The following is an 18,486-nucleotide window of genomic DNA, read 5'->3' on the forward strand; positions in this document are numbered from 1 at the left end:
GGCACATCCACCGTCTGGCACGACATACCTGGAGGTCAATATATGGGTCCTCGCCAACGACAGGGACGCAGCCGTTCAAAGACGCATGCTCTGCCCATAATCCTGCTCTCGTTTTTGGGCTTTCTGCTGATTGCGGGCGTGGCATTTGGCATCGGCATGGTCGGCAACGTCAACCGCTGGCTGTCCGATCTGCCCGACTACACCGACGCCAACGCGTATCTGGTGAGCGAGCCCACCGAGATCGTCGACTGCAACGGCAACAAGATCGCGAAATTCTACACGCAAAACCGCAAGTCTATCACCAAGGACGAGGTCTCCCCCTACGTGCTGCAGGGCACCGTTGACGTCGAGGACGAGCGCTTCTACGAGCACGGCGGTATCGACCTGTGGGGTATCGCGCGTGCTGCGGTGGCAACCCTCGGTGGCGGGCACGAAGGCGCCTCGACTATCACCCAGCAGCTTGTGCGCAACACCATCCTGCAGGAGGAGCAGTTCGACTCGACCATTGAGCGTAAGGTGCGCGAGGCCTACATCGCCATCAAGATGGAGGACATGTACTCCAAAGACGAGATCCTCATGATGTACCTCAACACCATCTATTACGGCCACGGCGCTTACGGCATCGAGGCCGCAGCCGAGACCTATCTGTCCAAGAGCGCCGCCGACCTCACCCTCAGCGAGGCCGCGCTGCTCATCGGCCTTCCCAACTCGCCTTCGCAGTACGACCCCACGGTCAACCCCGATCTGGCACTGTCTCGCCGCAACAAGGTTCTCGACAACATGCTGCGCCTGGGCCACATCACCCAGGAGGAGCACGATGCCGCACAGGCCGAGCCCATCACCCTCAACGTGACCGAAATCTCGGGCAGCGGCGTCGACGTATACTCGCAGCCCTACTTTGTCTCCTACGTCAAGCAGCTACTGGAGCAGGAGTTCTCGACCGACGTGCTCTTTAAGGGCGGCCTGACCGTCAAGACCACCATCGACCCCACGATGCAGCAGGTGGCAGAGAATGCCGTCCGCGAGCAGCTCGACACGCTCTCGCTTGACGGCCTGGACATGGGCATGGTCGTCGTCGACCCCAAGACCGGCTACATCAAGTGCATGGTGGGCGGCTACGACTACAACGCCGACGAGAACCACGTAAACCATGCCACGGCCAAGCGTCCCGTCGGCTCCACCTTTAAGGCCTTTACGCTGGCAACTGCCATCCAAAACGGCATGAACCCCAACGTCACCCTCAACTGCAACTCGCCGCTCAGGGCCAAGGGCACCACGACCGAGGTCCAAAATTACGCCAACCAGAGCTATGGCAACATCACGCTTAAGCAGGCGACGGCATACTCCTCCAACACCGGCTACATCCAGGTGGCGGAAGCCGTCGGTAACAGCAAGATCATCTCGCTCGTCAAAAAGCTCGGCATCGACCCCGCCAAGGACAACATCGAGGACGTTCCCGTCATGACGCTCGGCACCGGCTCGATCTCGCCGCTCGAGATGGCCGCCGCCTACGCGACGTTTGCCAACGGCGGCTACTATCGCCAGCCGATCGCCATCACCGAGATTGACTCTCGTACCGGTTCGGTGCTGTACCAGCACACCGACAATCCCTCACAGGTGCTTACCGAGGGCGAGGCCGCCGCGGTCACCGATGTTCTGTCCGGCGTCATGAAGGGCAGCGGTACGGGTGCTGCCGGCGCTCTGAGTGTCAACCAGCCCTATGCCGGCAAGACGGGCACCACCGACAACACCACCAACCTGTGGTTCTGCGGCTATACCCCGCAGCTGGCGTGCGCCCTGTGGACCGGCTATTCCGCGGGCGAGATCCCCATCCAAAAGTACGGCACGGACCTGCTGGGCGACAGCACCAACCTGCCTGTCTTTAAGCGGTTTATGAACACCGTTCTGACCGGTACCGAGCGCGAGGAGTTTGCGACCGGAACGGCGCCCACCTACAAGAACAACAGCGTCTGGAAGTTCTACGGCACCAACAACACCAAGAAGTCGGAGAACGACGACAAGGACAAGGACGAAGAGGAAGAGGAAACCACCACAACGACTACCACGACGACCACGACCACCGAGACCACGGGCGGCGACACCACCGGCGGCACCGGTACGACCGGTGGCTCGACGGGTGGCCCCACTGGTGGTTCAACCGGCGGCGATGGCGGCACGCCTACGCCTACGCCTACGCCTACGCCTACGCCTACGCCCACTCCCGACCCCTCGCCCACGCCTGACGATACGGTCGGCTAAGAAGTACGCGACTAAAGCCAACAAGGCCCCGAGCAGCTTATTGAACTGCTCGGGGCCTTTTAGTTTGAAGCGACCTGGTGGGCGGTCTTTATACCGGCAAACAAAAAGGGGTACCGACCAACGTCGATGCCCCTTACAAGCCACTATGTCAGCGCACACAATGCCGAGCGCACGACCCGCACACCTACTTGCGAGAATTGCTCAACTTATTGATCAGCGCCTCGAGACGCTCGCCGTCCTCGGCCGTCTGGGCAATAACCAAAATCGTATCGTTGCCGGCAAGCGAGCCAAGCACATCGGGTAACTCTGCCGCATCAACGGCGGCGGCGATGCCGGAAGCCGTGCCAGGCTGAGCCTTGATCATAACCAGATTATCAGTACGCAGAACGCCCGTTACGAGCTCGGAAACCATACGCTGCAGGTGCAGGTCCTCTGCCAGAACATAGATGCCCTCAGGGAGCTTACGCAGCCCCATATCGGCAATATCGCGAGAGACAGTCGCCTGCGTGCAATCAAAGCCCATAGCACGGAGCTCATCGACCAGCACGCGCTGCGTGCGGACATCCTTATTGCGCACAATATCTCTAATGGCATCCTGGCGCCCATTGCGTTTTTTAGCCATACAAACCCTCTCTCCAAAAGATGGCGGAGACAATCAATCAGTGATTGAATAGTTTAACGCTATTTGAAGGCTTTTGTGTATAAGAACGCATTTCGAAACAATTCTATGCAAGTTTGTTTCGTAATGAGCCGTTTAGGCGGTTTTTGCGCCCGTCCGGTTAAGAAAAGCTGCCAGATGCGTACACATCACGCAGCGCGCGGGCTTGGCGCTGGCGATCGGCCCAAACAACAGACCGAGTCCCCGATGGTTATCCTTGAGCGCGGCGACCATCTGACGGGTTCGAGGCGCCTCGAGCATATCACGCATGCGGGCGGAACGCTCGATTGACGACACCCCATGCGGGCTCAGACACAAATTCTCGATGCAGGCGACCAGTCCGGCAAAGTAGAACTTTTGGCTTGCCAGCTTGAGCCGACCACCGCTATCTGCTTCCGAGAGTGAGTCCGCAAGCTCGTCGAGCGCTCGAGTGTCATCGGATATCCTGGCATACATGGTGGGATCAAAGGCATCTGTAAGCTTAGGTGCCGCCGCGTGGAAACAAGCGTCGCCGCAGCCGGACACGAATCGTGCCTGCGAGAGCGCATAAGCCATAAACTCAACCGTACGGTACGCCTTGCCGCGCGACAGGCATGCCTCAAACAGCGGACGGCTATACATCACGCCAGAGGTCTGAGCGACTAGGCCGCCCAAAATCAACTGGGGCAGCCCAGTCACCATAGAAGACTCGTCTTCTATGGCAATAGAGGCAGCATCCAAGACGCGCGAATGACGCTCGCGATGCGCATCGTATCGATCGAGCGACACCGAGGGGAGCACAATGTCTGCCGCAGTATCGCACGCGATATCGACCATCTTGGAAAGGGCCTGCGGAGCAAACCACTCATCGGCGTTCATGGCGATGATTTGAGAGCCGCGCGAGGCATCAAAACCGGCACGAAGACAAGCGCCGCGCTTCGCGTCCTCGACGTCAATCAAATCAATATGGATGTCCCTGTCGGCAGCAACTTGAAGCGAATGGCGCACACCGGGCGCAGCATCGCGGCAGACAACGACAATCTGCAAATCGTAGAGGTCTTGGTTCTGGATACTCTCGAGCGCACGCATCGCATAGCTGGGCGAACCTTCTACCACAAGGATCACCGAAAGTCGCGGATGCGAACCACGTCGAACCAAATTATCCGTCCTCTCGACAGCAATGAATCAAACCGTGGTTCATGGTACACCCCGGCAATAAAAGCAATGAGACACCGGTTGCATTGCACGCCAAGAACAGATGTTGCACACGCGCAGCCCACAGATGACAGGTGTCGACGCACGACACGTCAAGCCCCCCCTAGTCGAGCACGACAAGCTCGGCGGGATCGTAATCCACGCCCATAAACGTAAGGCCGCAGGCAGGCGCCGTGGGGCCCGCAGCGGTACGGTCGCAAGCATCGATAACCTCGCGCATCCACTCGGGTTCACGGCGATGCATGCCAATCTCGACAAGCGTGCCCACGATCGTACGGACCATCGAATGCAGAAACGCATTGCCCTCGATGGTAAACGTCAGGATGTCCTCGCCAAACGCAACCTCATGGCCAAATTCGGCACGCATCACGCAGCGATGCGTGGGCTTGCCAACGGCCGAGGCAACCTTGCAAAAGCTTTTAAAGTCCTGCTCGCCCAGCAGCGCGGGGCAGGCAGAAGACATAGCCTCAACATCCAAGGGATAGCGATGCCACCACACGGCACCGCGGGACAGCACGGGGCGCGCATCGCGATCGGCAATACGGTATGTATACGTACGGGAATGCGCGTCAAAGCGTGCAGAAAAGCCTTTACGGGCCCTGTAGACCTCGTTTATGGCGATATCTTTGGGCAGCAGGGCATCCATGGCCCGCAGCCACCTACGGCGCGTACAAGCGAGCTCAGCGTCCGTAACGGGCACGCTGATGTACTGAGCCACGGCATGCACGCCGGCATCGGTACGCCCCGCGCACGTCAGATCGATCGGGCGGCGAAGCAGCGTCTCGATGGCTCGACGTAGCTCACCAGCAACCGTCGTCTGTCCCGGCTGCTCGGCAAATCCGCTATACGACGAGCCATCATAGGCCACACGAAATACGAGTGTGGCGTCAAGCTCGGAAATCGAATTGAAATCAGACGGCGCAGTCATGGGCGCTCCCAACAAACAAGCAACGGTATCGCGACAAAAAAAAGAGGGGTACGCGAACGTACCCCTCGAATATAGCCTATGCAGACGGAAAGTCTACTCAGCGGTCTCCTCAGCAGGAGCCTCCTCGACGGCCTCGACCTTCTTGGGAGCAGCGGCCTTCTTGGGGGCCGGAGCAGCCTTCTTGGCCTTAGGCGTGCAAGGCTCGGTGACGAGCTCCATGATAACGATGGGAGCGTTGTCGCCCTTGCGGTTGCCGAGCTTCATGATGCGGGTGTAACCGCCGTTGCGGTCCTGCCACATGCCCTGGGCAGCCTTGTCGAAGATCTCGGCAACGAGCTGCTTATCGCCGAGCTTGGCGATAGCCAGACGACGAGAGTGCAGGTCGCCCTTCTTGGCCCAAGTGATGATCGGATCGACGACCGAACGCAGCGCCTTAGCGCGGGTCTCGGTGGTCTTGATGCGGTCGTTCTCGAAGAGGGCCTTAGCAAGGCTCTTCTTCATGGCCTTGGTGTGGCTCGCATCGGTGCCGAGCTTCAGGCCCTTCTTAACGTTGTGACGCATGGTCTAGTTTCTCCTCAAATATGCGAAGCATTAAGCCTTCAGGCTCAGGCCCATGGACTCAAGCTTGTCCTTCACTTCCTCGATCGACTTAACACCGAAGTTACGGATGTTGAGCAGATCGTTCTCCGAGAACTCAACGAGTTGACGGACAGAGTGAATGCTGGCGCGCTTAAGGCAGTTGTAGGAACGGACGGAAAGGTCCAGATCCTCGATCTGCTTGTCCAGCTCGGCGTTGTCGTTGGTGACCTCGGGAGCGAAGATCGAAGCCTCCTCCTCGACCTCGGGGGTCTCGGCAAGGTTCATAAAGGCGGCCATATGCTGGTTGATGATATTGGCAGCCTGGACCACGGCGTCGCGCGGGGCGATGGAGCCGTTGGTCTCGATCTCGAGGACAAGGCGGTCGTAGTCGGTGTGCTGACCGACACGGCAAGCCTCAACGAGCTTGGCGCAACGGGAAACCGGCGAGTACAGCGAGTCGACATGGATCACACCGATGGGATCGTTGTCGCGCTTGTTGGCCTCGCCAGAAACATAGCCGCGGCCATAGCCGATGCGCATGCTCATGGTGAGATGGCCACCCTCGGTGAGCGTAGCGATGTGCTGCTCGGGGTTGACCAGCTCAAACTCGGACGGAATAAAGAAGTCCGCACCGGTGACCTCGCAGGGGCCGTCAACAGAAAGGGTGGCGGTCGCCTCGTCGGTCGTGCCGAGAGCCCTGAAGACAAGACCCTTGACATTCAGGACGATGTCGGTGACATCCTCGACCATGTTAGGGATGGTCATGAACTCGTGCTGTGCACCATCGATCTGAATAGCCTCGACGGCGGCACCCTCGAGCGAGGACAGAAGTACGCGGCGAAGGGAGTTACCCAGCGTATCGCCGTAGCCACGCTCGAGCGGCTCGACGGAGACACGAGCAGACGTCTCGTTGATCTCTTCGACCTGAACCTGAGGCCTAATGAATTCTGACATGTATTACCTCCAGCCTCAGCAGCCCGGATGGACTACTTAGAGTAGAGCTCGACGATGAGCTGCTCGTTGATATCACCGCTGATCTGCTCACGCGTCGGCAGAGCGAGCACGTTACCAGACAGCTTCTCGATATCGACCTCGAGCCAGCCAGGGACCTCAAAGCGCTCGGAAGAAATCAGGGCCTCCTTGATGGGGAGGAGGTCACGGAACTTCTCGCCGACAGCGACGACGTCGCCGGCCTTGACGCGGTAGGACGGGATGTCCACGCGCTTGCCGTTCACGGTGAAGTGACCGTGACGGACGGACTGACGAGCCTCTTTGCGGGTGCGGGCGAAGCCAAGACGGAAGACGACGTTGTCGAGGCGAGACTCAAGGATGATCATGAGGTTCTCACCGGTGACACCGTTCATCTTGCGGGCCTTGTTGAAGTAGCCGTGGAACTGCTTCTCCAGAACGCCATAGATGAACTTGACCTTCTGCTTCTCGCGCAGCTGCATGCCGTACTCAGATTCCTTGCGACGGCGCTTGGGCTGACGGATAGATTCCTTCTTGCTGCTGTAACCGAGCTCAGCGGGATCGATCCCGAGCTGACGGCAGCGCTTAAGAACAGGAGTCCTGTCGATTGCCATATTGATACGATCCTTTCAGTTACACGCGGCGACGCTTCTTGGGGCGGCAGCCGTTGTGCGGAATGGGGGTCTTGTCCTGGATGCTCGAGACCTCGAGGCCAGCAGCCTGGAGGGAGCGGATGGCGGTCTCACGACCGGAGCCGGGGCCCTTGACGAAGACGGAAACCTTCTTCATACCGTGCTCCATGGCCTGCTTGGCAGCAGCCTCGGCAGCCATCTGGGCAGCGAACGGCGTGGACTTACGGGAGCCCTTGAAGCCCACCTGGCCAGCCGACTTCCAGGAAATGACGTTGCCCTGGGGATCGGTGATCGAAACGATCGTGTTGTTGAACGTAGAACGAATGTGAGCCTGGCCCACGGAAATGTTCTTACGGTCCGCGCGCTTCAGACGGGCAGCGCGAACGTTCTTCTTAGCAGTAGCCATCTATCTAGCGCTCCTTATTTCTTCTTCTTAGCACCGATCTGACGCTTCGGGCCCTTGCGGGTACGAGCGTTAGTGTGGGTGCGCTGGCCGCGGACCGGGAGGCCCTTGCGGTGACGAAGGCCGCGGTTGCAGCCGATGTCCATAAGGCGCTTGACGTTCTGGTTGCGCTCACGGCGGAGGTCGCCCTCAACCATGATCTGGTTCTTATCGATATAATCGCGGATGGCGTTAACCTCATCCTCGGTGAGGTCCTTAACGCGCGTATCCACGTTAACGTTGCACTCGACGCAGATCTTCGTCGCAGTGGTGCGGCCGATGCCGTAAATGTAGGTCAGACCGATCTCAACGCGCTTCTCACGCGGGAGGTCGACACCATTAATACGGGCCAACGTAGTCTCCTCTCTTAACCCTGACGCTGCTTATGACGGGGGTTCTCGCAAATGACGAGGACCTTGCCATGGCGCCTAATGATTTTGCACTTATCGCACATCTTCTTGACCGAAGGACGTACCTTCATCGTTCTTCCTTTCGGTAGCGCTCAAACTACTTCCCTACTATCTACTCGCCCAGCCGCAGGCGTTTAAAACTATGGCTGGTCTTCACACACAATCCGACCGTAGGTTGAGCTAAGCCTGCAGTCGGAAATGGAGTGCGTGTATGCGTGCCGCTATTTGTAGCGATAGGTGATGCGGCCGCGGGTCAGGTCGTACGGGGAAAGCTCCACGACAACCCTGTCACCGGGGAGAATACGGATGTAATTCATTCGGATCTTGCCAGAAATGTTGCATAGAACCGAATGACCGTTCTCGAGCTCGACCTTAAACATGGCGTTGGGCAGCGGTTCCTTTACCGTACCCTCGAGCTCAATTGCGTCTTCCTTCTTCACAAGCAATCATCTTTCTCTAGAAAACGACAGCGATTGAGTATTTTACAACACGTATGCACGCATCGTAATAACTTCGTAATGGCTCCACAACTAAGTGGAACTTGTTACATTTCTCCGCCTTGGAGCGAACACCAAGCACCTTGGGCATCCGTGGTGAGAATCACCGGACCGTCATTGGTAATGGCGACGGTGTTCTCGTAGTGCGCGGCGGGCAGGTGGTCGTTGGTCGTAACAATCCAACCGTCGGAGCCCGTGCTCACATGGTTGGAACCCATCGTAACCATCGGCTCGATGGCAATGACCATGCCGGCCTGGAGGCGAACGCCCCTCCCCTTCTTTCCATAGTTAGGAACGTTGGGGTCCTCGTGCATCACGCGGCCAATGCCATGGCCAACATAGTCACGAAGAACGCCATAGCCGTGAGACTCGGCGAGAGACTGAACGGCATAACCAACATCCCCGATATGGTTACCGGGGACAGCCTGCTCGATGGCAGCCTTAAGGCAATCGCGCGTAACCTCGCACAGGGCCTTGGCCTCGGGCGTGGGATTACCGACGAAAAACGTCCAAGCGTTATCGCCAACCCAACCGTCGACAACGGCTCCCGTATCGATGGAAATGATATCGCCATCGCGCAGGATCATGTCGGGGTTGGGAATACCGTGGACCACAGCATCGTTGATCGATGCGCAAATGGTTCCCGGGAACCCGCCGTAACCCTTAAAGGCCGGGGTGCCGCCATGCATGCGGATAATCTGCTCCGCGAGCTGATCAAGCTCAAAGGTGGAAACGCCGGGACGAACCATGGCTCCAACGTGGCGGAGCGCCATCTTAGATAGCGCTCCTGCCTTCTTCATCTGCTCGATTTGCGTTGCAGACTTAATCTTGATCATAGACCGAGAGCCTCTTTGACATCCCCGTACACGGTCTCGCGAGCCTGGTCACCGTTGACCGACTTGAGCAGACCCTGGCCACGATAGTAGTCGACGAGCGGGCTCGTGGACTTCTCGTAGACGTCGAGACGGTTCTTGATGGTCTCGGGCTTGTCGTCGTCGCGCTGATACATCTCGCCGCCGCACTTGGGGCAGGTGGCATCGGCAGCGGTGCCGGTGTAACCGCAGGCGCGGCAGGTGCGACGCGAAGACAGACGATCGATAATGACCTCGGGGGCCACGTCGACCAGAAGGGCGCAGTCGATCTCGCGACCCATAGCGGAGAGCTCAGAATCGAGCGTCACAGCCTGGGCGGTGTTGCGCGGGAAGCCGTCGAGGATGAAGCCCTGCTGGGCGTCATCGGCAGCAAGGCGCTCCTTGACAAGGTCGATCACGAGCTGGTCGGGAACGAGCTCGCCAGCGTCCATGTACTTCTTAGCCTGAATACCAAGCTCGGTGCCACCCTTGACGGCAGCACGCAGCAGGTCGCCCGTGGAAATGTGAGCGACGCCAAACTCGGCGACGAGCTCCTGTGCGACGGTGCCCTTACCGGCACCCGGAGCTCCGAGCAATACGAGGTTCATGAGCAATCCTCCTCTAGCCTATTTAAAGAATCCATCGTAATCATACATCTTGATCTGGCCTTCGAGCTTATCGACCGTGTCGAGCACGACGCCGACCATGATGAGGATGGACGTGCCGCCAAATGCCTGGATCAGATGGTTACCCGTGAAGGAGAAGATGATCGAAGGCACGATGGCGATGAGCGCCAAAAAGACAGCGCTGGGAAGCGTGATCTTGTTGAGCGCGTTCTTGATGTAGGCCGCGGTAGCCCTACCCGGACGGACGCCCGGAATAAAGCCACCCTGCTTCTTAAGGTTGTCGGCCGTGTCATCGGGGTTGAACACCATGGAGGTGTAGAAGTACGCGAAGAACACGATGAGGACAACGTTAAGCACCCAGTTGAGCCAACCGGTCGAAAGCGCAGAGGCAACTGCCTGAATCCAGCCGATGCCGGGGAAGAACACGGCAATCTGAGCCGGGAAGTACAGCAGCGCCGAGGCAAAGATGATCGGCACGACGCCCGCGGTGTTGACCTTGATGGGCAGGTAGGTGGTCTGGCCACCCATCATGCGACGGCCCACGACGCGCTTGGCATAGGAGACCGGGATGCGGCGCTGGCCGCGCTCAAGGAAAACAATCAGCGGGATAACCAGCAGGATGATGGCGCAGATGATCACCATGGTGATGATGCCACCGGCATTACCCTCGGTGCTGGAGAAGATAGCCTGCGGAAGGCCGGCCATGATGTTCGCAAAGATGATCAGCGACATGCCATTGCCGATACCGCGCTGGGTGATGAGCTCACCAATCCACATGATCAGCATAGCGCCTGCGGTGAGCGTACCGACGATCATGAGGTCGAAGATGATCTCGGGAGCGCCGGCGCCATTGAAGCTGATGCCGAAGCTCTTAAAGAGGAAGAGGTAACCCACGGAGTTGAGGATTGCCAGAGCCAGGGTGAGGTAACGCGAATACTGCGTAATCTTGGTCTGACCGACCTCGCCCTCGCGGGCAAGCTCATGCAGGGAAGGCACGACGGCCTGGAGCATCTGGAGGATGATCGAGCTGGTGATGTAAGGCATGATGCCCAGCGAAAACACCGACACATAGCTCAACGCGCCGCCAGAGAAAAGATTCAGGAGGGCCATAGCACCTGCGGCGACCGAATTGTTATCGGTCGAGAAAAGGCCCAGCATCCCCTGGAAGGGAATGCCGGGCACAGGAACGTGCGCACCAATGCGGTACACGACGAGCATAGCTATGGTAAAAAGAATCTTTTCGCGCAATTCTTTGATGCGGAAAGCATTCTTAAGACCATTTAGCACGGCAGCTCGACCTTTCCGCCAGCGGCCTCGATCTTGGCCTGCGCAGAAGCGCTGACCTTGTCGACCTTGACCGTGAACTTCTTGGTGAGCTCACCATTGCCGAGCACCTTGACGGGCTCGAACTCGCTCTTGGTGATGCGAGCGGCCTTAAGAGCGGCACCGTCGATTACAGCGCCGTCCTCGAACTTACGCTCGAGACGCTCAACGTTAACAGCGGTGTACTCGATACGACGGGGGTTGCGGAAGCCCGGAAGCTTGGGCAGGCGCATAGCCAGCGGAGTCTGGCCACCCTCGAAGCCGACACCCTTGGTGCCACCAGAGCGGGAACCCTGGCCCTTCTGGCCGCGGCCAGAAGTGGTGCCGTGACCCGAAGAATTGCCACGGCCGACGCGCTTACGGTTCTTGGTGGAACCGGGCGCGGGAGTAAGATCGTGAAGCTGCATTTGCTACTCCTCTACAATCTCGACAAGGTGCTTGACCTTGAAGATCATGCCGCGGACGGACTCGTTGTCAGCAATCTCGCGAACCTCGCGGATCCTGTGGAGACCGAGGGCACGGACAGTACGGACCTGGTCCTGCTTGCAACCGTTGGTGCTGCGGACCTGCTTGATCTTGATGGTGTCAGCCATGCTTAGTTCTCCTTACCGACGAACATCTCGGAGACCGTCAGGCCACGGCGAGCCGCGACGTCCTCAGGGCTGGAGAGCTCCTTGAGGCCCTCGACGGCAGCCTTGATGATGTTGAGGCCGTTGTCGGTACCGAGGGACTTGGACAGGACGTTCTTGATGCCAGCAAGCTCGAAGAGGGGACGCACAGCGCCGCCGGCGATAACGCCGGTACCCTCGACAGCGGGCTTGATGATGATGCGGCCGGCACCAAAGTGGCCGAGAACCTCGTGCGGGATGGTGCCCTGCTCGGTCACCGGCACGTGGAACATGTTCTTCTTGGCATCGAGAGACGCCTTGGAGATGGCCAGGGGCACCTCAGCGGACTTGCCCATGCCAACGCCGACGTTGCCCTTGCCGTCGCCAACGACGACGAGAGCGACGAGGCTCATGCGACGACCACCCTTGACGGTCTTCGACACGCGGTTGATGTAAACGACGCGCTCCTCGAACTCGGAGGCCTCGCGCTGCTGCTTCTGATTACGAGCCATGTGCTACATACCTCCTAGAACTCGAGACCGGCGGCACGAGCACCGTCGGCGAGGGCCTTGACGCGGCCATGGTAGATACGGCCACCGCGATCGAAGGCGACCTTGGTGATGCCGGCCTCGATGGCACGCTTGCCAACGAGCTGACCGACCTTCTCCGCAGCCTCCTTGTTCGAGGTGTGGGTGCCCTTGAACTCGGCCTCGAGGGTCGAGGCAGAGACGAGCGTCAGGCTGGAGCCCTTGCTGTCGTCGATGATCTGGGCATAGATGTTGGCGTTAGTACGGGTCACGCGAAGACGCGGACGCTCGGAGGTACCCGAGACCTTGCCGCGAACACGACGCTGACGACGCTTGAGGCCTTCCAGCTTCGCCTTATGCTTGTTCATACGTAAACTCCTAAAAAGGTTGATCTTGCCAGCACCTGACGGGGTGCTGGTCTTATGCGAGTGAGTCGGTTACGACTACTTGGCGGCCTTACCCAGCTTGCGGCGGATGTGCTCGCCAACGTAGTGGATACCCTTGCCCTTGTAAGGCTCGGGAGGACGATGGCCGCGGATCTCAGCGGCGATCTGACCGACCTGCTGCTTGTTGATACCCTTGACGTTCACGTGGGTGTTGTCGGGAACCTCGAAGGTGATGCCCTCGGGAGCCTCGACGATCACGGGGTGCGAGAAGCCCAGGGAGAACTCGAGGTTCTTGCCCTTCTGCTGCACGCGGTAACCGACGCCGGCGAGCTCGAGCTTCTTCTCGAAGCCCTCGGAAACGCCAACAACCATGTTGTGGATGAGGGCACGGGTGAGGCCGTGGCGGGCACGGGTCTCACGCTCGTCGTCGGGACGGGAAACGGTGAGGACGTTGTCCTCGATGTTGATAGCGAGCTTCTCAAAGACATCGAGCTCGAGCTGGCCCTTGGGGCCCTTGACGACAACGTTGTTGCCGTTGACTGCCACTTCGACTCCGGCGGGAATCTGGACAGGCTTATTACCGATACGAGACACGGTGATCTCCTTTCCTTCTACCTACCGAGCGAATTACCAGACGTAAGCGATGATCTCGCCGCCGACGTTGTGCTTGCGAGCATCGCGGTCGGTCATAACGCCATGGCTGGTGGAAATAATGGCGGTACCAAGGCCACCGCGGACGCGGGGCATGTCGGCAACGCCGGTGTACTTACGCAGGCCCGGCTTGGAAATGCGGCGGATGCCGTTGATGACCTTAGCCTTCTTGGGACCATACTTAAGCGTGATGTGCAGAGTCTTCTGGGGAACGGTGTCCTCGACATCGTAGCCCTCGATGTAGCCCTCCTCGTGCAGAACACGAGCGATCTCGACGAGCTTCTTGCTGCTCGGCATGGAGACCGTGGCCTTGTTCACAGAGTTAGCGTTACGGATGCGCGTAAGCATATCTGCGATCGGGTCTGTAAGGTTCATACAGATTCTCCTTCGTTCTTGATGAACACGTGCTCTTGGTTCTTCGCCGCCCTTAACGGCAAAGCCTAACTAGCGCGTTTTCCCTGTTCCAAACGGATGCTTGAAACGCTGGTAGTGACTTACCAGCTGGCCTTCTTAACGCCGGGAAGCTCGCCCTTGAGTGCAAGCTCGCGGAAGCAGACACGGCACAGGCCGAACTTGCGGTACACAGAGTGCGGACGGCCGCAGCGCTGGCAGCGCGTGTACTCACGAGTAGAGAACTTCTGCTTGCGATTGCACTTGACGATCATCGATGTCTTAGCCACTTATATCCTCCTCACATAGAGTATTGTTCGCCCCAAGCGCCGCCCCCTTCTGGGAACGGCGCTCATAGGGCAGGTGAACCTATTTCTTGAACGGGAAACCGAAGGCGTCCAGAAGGGCCTTGGCCTCCTCATCGGTATTGGCGGTGGTCACGAAAGTGATGTCCATACCACGCTGGTGATCGACGGAGTCGAAGTCGATCTCGGGGAAGATGAGCTGCTCGGTGACGCCCATGGAGAAGTTACCACGGCCGTCGAAGCTCTTGGCGGAGATGCCGCGGAAGTCGCGGATACGGGGAATCGCGACGGAGGTCAGACGATCGAAGAACTCCCACATACGGTCGCCACGCAGGGTAACCTTGCAGCCGATCGGCATACCAGCGCGCAGGCGGAAGGTAGCGATGGACTTGCGGGCACGGGTGATCATCGGCTGCTGGCCGGTGATGGCGCGCAGGTCGCGCACGGCACCGTCGATGGCCTTGGAATCGGTAGCGGCCTCGCCGACACCCATGTTCACGACGATCTTCTCAAACTTGGGGATCATCATGACGTTCTCGTACTGGAACTTGTCCTGAAGCTGCTGCTTGACCTCGTTGTTGTACTTGGTCTTCAGACGCGGCACATACTTCTCTTCTGCCATTGTTCACTCCTTCTTGGGGTTTTAAGCACGGGGCGTGGCCACGATGGGTTGTCCTCGTGCCTCCTGGCTGCATCCGCGCCGCTCATGGCATTTCGCGGTTTGGACTCGACGCAGCAGGAGCCGACAAAACAATCGGTACTATACGCGCATTGGGTGCGTATTTCCAGAAAAACCTCGTCTGCCTGCACAACTCCACAACTCCCCCGCACAAATTGATCCCTAGGGCACGGAGGAAAACAGCAGTTGCGGTGAGATAGGGACTGTTTGATGGCTTAAAAGGCTTAAACAGTCCCTATTCCACCGCAACTCATATATGGGGCGTTATTTTTGGCGCGGGAGGACCAGGTTGAGGATCACAGCAACGAGCGCGGCGACGGCAATGGAGGATCCGCCAAAAACGGTGCCGACCCATGCGGGGAATCCAGCGCCGGCAAGCGCGCCGGCCGTGCGCTCAATGCCCGTGCCAAAGGCGATAGAGAGACCCATGAGCGTGGTATCGCGCTGAGACAGGCCGTGGCGGGCAAACATGACCACACCGTTCATACCGATGGTCGCGAACACGCCAATCGTGGCGCCACCGATGACCGGCTGCGGAATAGACGTGAGCACCGCCGCACACTTGGGCAGCAGGCCCGCGATGAGCAGGATGGCAGCCGCAAGCGTAAAGACCATGCGGTTGACGACCTTGTTCTCGGCGATAATGCCCACATTCTGGCCAAAGGTTGCCGTGGGGACGCCGCCAAAAAAGCCTGACAGCATACCGACCAGGCCGTTGGCGATCAGGCCACCCGAGATCTGGCTATCGGTCGCAGGGGTATCGAGCGCAGCGGACGACACGGCGGCAAACTCGCCCATGACCTGTACTGCGTTGACAATGGCGACAACGCCCACAACGGCGCACGCGGCCGGGTCGAACACCAGGCGATGGGCGCCCAGGGCCGGCGGGGCGAACCAGCTGGCGGTCGCGATGGCCGAGAAATCGACCATGCCCAACACCGCAGCCAAAACAAAGCCCGCGCAGATACCAGCCAGGATGCTGCCCAGCCTAAGCGCGCCCTTGCCGTAGTTGCCAGCCATAAAGGTGACGACGAACGTCACAAGTGCGACGGCCCAGTTGGTGACACTGCCAAAATCGGCCGCGCCCTCCCCGCCCGCCATGGAGGCAACTGCCACTGGGCATAGCGACAGGCCAATGACAAAGATGACGGTGCCAAGCACCGGGGCCGGAAACAGAAAACTCACGCGCCTAAACAGTAGGCCGAAGAGCGCGACGAGCGCGCCGCCGATTACCTGGGCGCCCAGTACGGCCTCAAAACCAAGCTCAAGACCGACTGCCTTGAGCGCCGGCACGAAGGTAAAGCTCGCACCCATCACAATGGGCAGGCCCGAACCGACGACACCTTTTATGGGAAACTGTTGAAGGAAAATGTCAATCGCCGAGAGGACGAGCGACGCCTGGATGACAGCGGCTTCCTCTTGAGGGGTAAAGCCACAGACCGACGCGATAATGATGGCGGGCGTGACGATACCCGCGAATGCCGCCAGCACATGCTGCAGTGCATGGGGTAATACCTGCACAAACGAAACTTTTCCCGTACGCTCGAACAGGGCATCCCCTGCTGCCGACTCTGCCATTTGCGCCTCCCATACCCTAGGCAGCGGCCCCATGCCGCTCAACGGTCGGACATTATAGGGCATATGGCACAGGTAGCATTTTGACCCGCATGCGGCAGAGGGCTGGGGCAGCTCATTTGGGATGCGACTAGCGCTTGCGGGGGACGAGTTTGGTGCGACGCAGGTGGATCATCTCGGCGGCGATGGAGATGGCGATCTCCTCGGGGTCCTCGGCCTCGATGGCGACACCGATCGGCAGGTGCAGCTCGTCGATCTGGCCCTGCGTGAAGCCCTCCTGCTCCAGGCGGGCGCGCACAAAGGCGGTCTTGCGGCGCGAGCCCAGGCAGCCCAGATAGGCGGGTTTAGCGCGCATGGCCTGAATCACCACGTCGATATCGGACTTGTGACCCGCCGTGGCGACGACCACCAAGTCGCGCGGGCCGATGGGGCACAGCTCGCTCAGGTTCTTATAATCGACCAGACGACGGTCGTAGACGCCGGGCACCCATTCGGGGGTCAGCGTGCCGGGGCGGTCGTCGCAAGCCACGACGGCAAAGCCCGCCGCCGTGAGCACCCGCGCCGTCGCAGCGCCCACGTGGCCGCAGCCAAAGATATAGGTCAGGCCCTCGGGGCAGAGCGTCTCGATGTGCGCCGGGGGAATCTCGGAGGCGGCGTTGGTGTAGGTGACCTTACTCCCCTCCTCCACCAGCGAAAGCTCGGGGCAGCCGGCAATGGTATGGCGCGATGTCTCGCCATGGTACTCAACCACATCGCCCTCGAGCGCGCTCGCGATAAACGGCTCAAAGTCGATGACGAAGTCGCCGATGCGCCGATAGGCCAAGACGTCGGCAACCGACTGGAACAACGGTGCCTGGGTCGAGTCCAGATGCAGGTAGCACAGGCAGATGGCCCCGCCGCAGATCATGCCGGTATCGGAGTTCTCGCCGCCCATGGTGTAGCGGACCAGACGCGATTGCCCTGCGGCCAGCAGCTCGCGCGCCTCGTCCAGCGCAAAAAGCTCAATCTTGCCGCCGCCGATGGTGCCCGCTTGGCTGCCATCGGCAAAGACGGCCATCCAGGCGCCCACGCCGCGTGGTGATGACCCCGCCGTACCGGCCACGACCACGAGCTCGCACGTCTCGCCAGCACGCAGTGCGGCAAGCGCCGCATTCACAACATCGAGCTTTTCCATTGCCGCCTTCTATCCTCTAAAGACATCGGTGAGCATAGCGAGTGCCTCGAGCACGCCGCCGCCGACCGATGTCGCCTTGTCCGAAATATAGTTGATGTAGCTGGCGTCGCCGCGCGGATCGACATCGGCGCATTTAAAGCCCTCAGTCACCTGCACGCCGTTCGCCAAAAGCCCGCGCAGACAGCCATCGATCTGCGTGCACATGGGCGTATCGCCCGCGTAGCCAATCACGTCTCCGGCGCTCACGATGTCGCCGATTGCGCGGTCGGACCGAAACACGCCGGCGGCGGGGCTGTGGATAACACGTTCCTTGCCATAGCCGGCGATAATGCCCGGCACGCCCGTGTTAGGCTGGGGCGAACCTTGGGTAATGACACGGCCGAGAAAATGCCCGCGCATGGTCTCGACCACGGCGTCGCAGTCAACCGGCGCGGTAAAGCCCGGCCCCACGGCGATAACGGCAGGCGCCATGTCGCGCGTGGTGCCCAAGTTGCGCTTGGCCAGAATCGCGTCGACCACGGCAGCGGGTTTCAGCTCGCCGAGCATCTTGGCCTGAGGGTCCACCACAACGGCGACGTCTCCCGCTTGGGTAATCTCGAGCGCCTCAGCCGGCGTCTGTGCCAAGCGAGCGCGAATGCCTTCGACCTCGACCTCGCCCAGGCGAATGGCCTCGCAAAAACTGATTGTGCGGCGGATGCACGTGGGAACCGCGATATCGGCCATAACGACCGACACGCCGGAGCGCACCAAGCGAGCGGCGACGCCCGTGGCGATATCGCCGGCGCCGCGAACATAAACGAGCATTCCCGGGGCACCTCCCTGT

25 protein-coding genes are annotated in these 18,486 nt (G+C 59.7%); 1 reads left to right on the forward strand and 24 read right to left on the reverse strand.

Annotated features, from left to right (window positions below; translation table 11 throughout):
* Nucleotides 1-42 precede the first annotated feature (42 nt).
* Complete coding sequence (locus tag DWW12_RS00230; RefSeq protein WP_117854450.1) at nt 43-2,259, forward strand: transglycosylase domain-containing protein; 2,217 nt, start codon at nt 43-45, stop codon at nt 2,257-2,259.
* A gap of 184 nt (nt 2,260-2,443) precedes the next feature.
* Here the strand turns inward: DWW12_RS00230 and DWW12_RS00235 are convergent, their stop codons facing one another.
* The 24 genes from DWW12_RS00235 to yqeB form a co-directional block, all read right to left on the reverse strand.
* Nucleotides 2,444-2,881 carry an arginine repressor gene (locus DWW12_RS00235; RefSeq protein ID WP_006235280.1) on the reverse strand — a complete coding sequence of 146 codons (438 nt, stop codon included), beginning with the start codon at nt 2,879-2,881 and terminating at the stop codon, nt 2,444-2,446.
* A gap of 132 nt (nt 2,882-3,013) precedes the next feature.
* On the reverse strand, nt 3,014-4,054 hold the full coding sequence (locus DWW12_RS00240) for a glycosyltransferase (protein WP_199570606.1): 1,041 nt from the start codon (nt 4,052-4,054) through the stop codon (nt 3,014-3,016).
* 160 nt (nt 4,055-4,214) lie between these two features.
* Nucleotides 4,215-5,039: a tRNA pseudouridine(38-40) synthase TruA gene (truA, locus tag DWW12_RS00245; RefSeq protein WP_117854451.1), complete on the reverse strand. Its 825-nt coding sequence runs from the start codon at nt 5,037-5,039 to the stop codon at nt 4,215-4,217.
* Nucleotides 5,040-5,132: 93 nt separating this feature from the next.
* Complete coding sequence (gene rplQ / locus DWW12_RS00250; protein WP_006235277.1) at nt 5,133-5,600, reverse strand: 50S ribosomal protein L17; 468 nt, start codon at nt 5,598-5,600, stop codon at nt 5,133-5,135.
* Nucleotides 5,601-5,630: 30 nt separating this feature from the next.
* Nucleotides 5,631-6,572 (reverse strand): DNA-directed RNA polymerase subunit alpha, encoded by a 942-nt coding sequence (locus tag DWW12_RS00255; RefSeq protein WP_117854453.1) that lies wholly within the window; start codon nt 6,570-6,572, stop codon nt 5,631-5,633.
* Between the two features lie 32 nt (nt 6,573-6,604).
* Nucleotides 6,605-7,201, reverse strand: coding sequence for a 30S ribosomal protein S4 (gene rpsD, locus DWW12_RS00260; protein ID WP_006235275.1), 597 nt, complete (start codon nt 7,199-7,201; stop codon nt 6,605-6,607).
* A gap of 19 nt (nt 7,202-7,220) precedes the next feature.
* A complete protein-coding gene (rpsK, locus tag DWW12_RS00265) occupies nt 7,221-7,625 on the reverse strand; it encodes a 30S ribosomal protein S11 (RefSeq protein WP_006235274.1) in 405 nt (134 codons plus the stop codon).
* A 14-nt stretch (nt 7,626-7,639) separates the two neighbouring features.
* Nucleotides 7,640-8,014 carry a 30S ribosomal protein S13 gene (gene rpsM, locus DWW12_RS00270; RefSeq protein ID WP_022094275.1) on the reverse strand — a complete coding sequence of 125 codons (375 nt, stop codon included), beginning with the start codon at nt 8,012-8,014 and terminating at the stop codon, nt 7,640-7,642.
* A 14-nt stretch (nt 8,015-8,028) separates the two neighbouring features.
* Nucleotides 8,029-8,142, reverse strand: a complete 114-nt coding sequence (gene rpmJ, locus DWW12_RS00275; RefSeq protein ID WP_006363204.1) for a 50S ribosomal protein L36 — start codon at nt 8,140-8,142, stop codon at nt 8,029-8,031.
* Nucleotides 8,143-8,292: 150 nt separating this feature from the next.
* Nucleotides 8,293-8,511, reverse strand: a complete 219-nt coding sequence (infA, locus tag DWW12_RS00280) for a translation initiation factor IF-1 (RefSeq protein ID WP_035137443.1) — start codon at nt 8,509-8,511, stop codon at nt 8,293-8,295.
* Between the two features lie 104 nt (nt 8,512-8,615).
* On the reverse strand, nt 8,616-9,404 hold the full coding sequence (gene map / locus DWW12_RS00285; RefSeq protein ID WP_117854455.1) for a type I methionyl aminopeptidase: 789 nt from the start codon (nt 9,402-9,404) through the stop codon (nt 8,616-8,618).
* The gene (locus DWW12_RS00290) at nt 9,401-10,027 is read right to left on the reverse strand and encodes an adenylate kinase (RefSeq protein WP_006235269.1); all 627 of its coding nucleotides are present in this window, start codon (nt 10,025-10,027) and stop codon (nt 9,401-9,403) included. Before DWW12_RS00290 ends, map begins: the two co-directional genes overlap by 4 nt.
* 18 nt (nt 10,028-10,045) lie before the next feature.
* Nucleotides 10,046-11,332 (reverse strand): preprotein translocase subunit SecY, encoded by a 1,287-nt coding sequence (gene secY, locus DWW12_RS00295; RefSeq protein ID WP_035137447.1) that lies wholly within the window; start codon nt 11,330-11,332, stop codon nt 10,046-10,048.
* Nucleotides 11,326-11,775 carry a 50S ribosomal protein L15 gene (gene rplO / locus DWW12_RS00300; protein WP_117854456.1) on the reverse strand — a complete coding sequence of 150 codons (450 nt, stop codon included), beginning with the start codon at nt 11,773-11,775 and terminating at the stop codon, nt 11,326-11,328. Before rplO ends, secY begins: the two co-directional genes overlap by 7 nt.
* A 3-nt stretch (nt 11,776-11,778) precedes the next feature.
* Nucleotides 11,779-11,961 (reverse strand): 50S ribosomal protein L30, encoded by a 183-nt coding sequence (gene rpmD / locus DWW12_RS00305; RefSeq protein WP_006235266.1) that lies wholly within the window; start codon nt 11,959-11,961, stop codon nt 11,779-11,781.
* 2 nt (nt 11,962-11,963) lie between these two features.
* Nucleotides 11,964-12,488: a 30S ribosomal protein S5 gene (gene rpsE / locus DWW12_RS00310; RefSeq protein WP_055252236.1), complete on the reverse strand. Its 525-nt coding sequence runs from the start codon at nt 12,486-12,488 to the stop codon at nt 11,964-11,966.
* Nucleotides 12,489-12,502: 14 nt separating this feature from the next.
* The gene (rplR, locus tag DWW12_RS00315; RefSeq protein ID WP_006235264.1) at nt 12,503-12,871 is read right to left on the reverse strand and encodes a 50S ribosomal protein L18; all 369 of its coding nucleotides are present in this window, start codon (nt 12,869-12,871) and stop codon (nt 12,503-12,505) included.
* Between the two features lie 75 nt (nt 12,872-12,946).
* Entirely contained in the window at nt 12,947-13,483 is a 537-nt protein-coding gene (rplF, locus tag DWW12_RS00320; protein ID WP_117564182.1) for a 50S ribosomal protein L6, read from the reverse strand.
* Nucleotides 13,484-13,516: 33 nt separating this feature from the next.
* Nucleotides 13,517-13,915, reverse strand: coding sequence for a 30S ribosomal protein S8 (gene rpsH / locus DWW12_RS00325; protein ID WP_006235262.1), 399 nt, complete (start codon nt 13,913-13,915; stop codon nt 13,517-13,519).
* Between the two features lie 119 nt (nt 13,916-14,034).
* Entirely contained in the window at nt 14,035-14,220 is a 186-nt protein-coding gene (locus DWW12_RS00330) for a type Z 30S ribosomal protein S14 (protein WP_022094280.1), read from the reverse strand.
* Between the two features lie 79 nt (nt 14,221-14,299).
* Nucleotides 14,300-14,857, reverse strand: coding sequence for a 50S ribosomal protein L5 (gene rplE, locus DWW12_RS00335; protein ID WP_006235260.1), 558 nt, complete (start codon nt 14,855-14,857; stop codon nt 14,300-14,302).
* A gap of 321 nt (nt 14,858-15,178) precedes the next feature.
* Complete coding sequence (locus DWW12_RS00340) at nt 15,179-16,492, reverse strand: uracil-xanthine permease family protein (RefSeq protein ID WP_158558584.1); 1,314 nt, start codon at nt 16,490-16,492, stop codon at nt 15,179-15,181.
* A 127-nt stretch (nt 16,493-16,619) separates the two neighbouring features.
* Nucleotides 16,620-17,663, reverse strand: coding sequence for an XdhC family protein (locus DWW12_RS00345; protein ID WP_117854458.1), 1,044 nt, complete (start codon nt 17,661-17,663; stop codon nt 16,620-16,622).
* 9 nt (nt 17,664-17,672) lie between these two features.
* On the reverse strand, nt 17,673-18,467 hold the full coding sequence (gene yqeB / locus DWW12_RS00350; RefSeq protein ID WP_117854459.1) for a selenium-dependent molybdenum cofactor biosynthesis protein YqeB: 795 nt from the start codon (nt 18,465-18,467) through the stop codon (nt 17,673-17,675).
* Nucleotides 18,468-18,486: the final 19 nt, after the last annotated feature.

Source organism: Collinsella sp. AF14-35 (assembly GCF_003464565.1).
In the GTDB taxonomy this organism is placed as follows: Bacteria; Actinomycetota; Coriobacteriia; order Coriobacteriales; family Coriobacteriaceae; genus Collinsella.

Excerpts from the sequence above, each read along its gene's own strand:
- DWW12_RS00230 (WP_117854450.1), top strand. The coding sequence starts at position 43 with ATGGGTCCTCGCCAACGACAGGGACGCAGCCGTTCAAAGACGCATGCT.
- DWW12_RS00235 (WP_006235280.1), bottom strand. The coding sequence starts at position 2,881 with ATGGCTAAAAAACGCAATGGGCGCCAGGATGCCATTAGAGATATTGTG.
- truA (WP_117854451.1), bottom strand. The coding sequence starts at position 5,039 with ATGACTGCGCCGTCTGATTTCAATTCGATTTCCGAGCTTGACGCCACA.
- rplQ (WP_006235277.1), bottom strand. The coding sequence starts at position 5,600 with ATGCGTCACAACGTTAAGAAGGGCCTGAAGCTCGGCACCGATGCGAGC.
- DWW12_RS00255 (WP_117854453.1), bottom strand. The coding sequence starts at position 6,572 with ATGTCAGAATTCATTAGGCCTCAGGTTCAGGTCGAAGAGATCAACGAG.
- rpsD (WP_006235275.1), bottom strand. The coding sequence starts at position 7,201 with ATGGCAATCGACAGGACTCCTGTTCTTAAGCGCTGCCGTCAGCTCGGG.
- rpsK (WP_006235274.1), bottom strand. The coding sequence starts at position 7,625 with ATGGCTACTGCTAAGAAGAACGTTCGCGCTGCCCGTCTGAAGCGCGCG.
- rpmJ (WP_006363204.1), bottom strand. The coding sequence starts at position 8,142 with ATGAAGGTACGTCCTTCGGTCAAGAAGATGTGCGATAAGTGCAAAATC.
- map (WP_117854455.1), bottom strand. The coding sequence starts at position 9,404 with ATGATCAAGATTAAGTCTGCAACGCAAATCGAGCAGATGAAGAAGGCA.
- DWW12_RS00290 (WP_006235269.1), bottom strand. The coding sequence starts at position 10,027 with ATGAACCTCGTATTGCTCGGAGCTCCGGGTGCCGGTAAGGGCACCGTC.
- rplO (WP_117854456.1), bottom strand. The coding sequence starts at position 11,775 with ATGCAGCTTCACGATCTTACTCCCGCGCCCGGTTCCACCAAGAACCGT.
- rpmD (WP_006235266.1), bottom strand. The coding sequence starts at position 11,961 with ATGGCTGACACCATCAAGATCAAGCAGGTCCGCAGCACCAACGGTTGC.
- rpsE (WP_055252236.1), bottom strand. The coding sequence starts at position 12,488 with ATGGCTCGTAATCAGAAGCAGCAGCGCGAGGCCTCCGAGTTCGAGGAG.
- rplR (WP_006235264.1), bottom strand. The coding sequence starts at position 12,871 with ATGAACAAGCATAAGGCGAAGCTGGAAGGCCTCAAGCGTCGTCAGCGT.
- rpsH (WP_006235262.1), bottom strand. The coding sequence starts at position 13,915 with ATGAACCTTACAGACCCGATCGCAGATATGCTTACGCGCATCCGTAAC.
- rplE (WP_006235260.1), bottom strand. The coding sequence starts at position 14,857 with ATGGCAGAAGAGAAGTATGTGCCGCGTCTGAAGACCAAGTACAACAAC.
- DWW12_RS00340 (WP_158558584.1), bottom strand. The coding sequence starts at position 16,492 with ATGGCAGAGTCGGCAGCAGGGGATGCCCTGTTCGAGCGTACGGGAAAA.
- DWW12_RS00345 (WP_117854458.1), bottom strand. The coding sequence starts at position 17,663 with ATGGAAAAGCTCGATGTTGTGAATGCGGCGCTTGCCGCACTGCGTGCT.
- yqeB (WP_117854459.1), bottom strand. The coding sequence starts at position 18,467 with ATGCTCGTTTATGTTCGCGGCGCCGGCGATATCGCCACGGGCGTCGCC.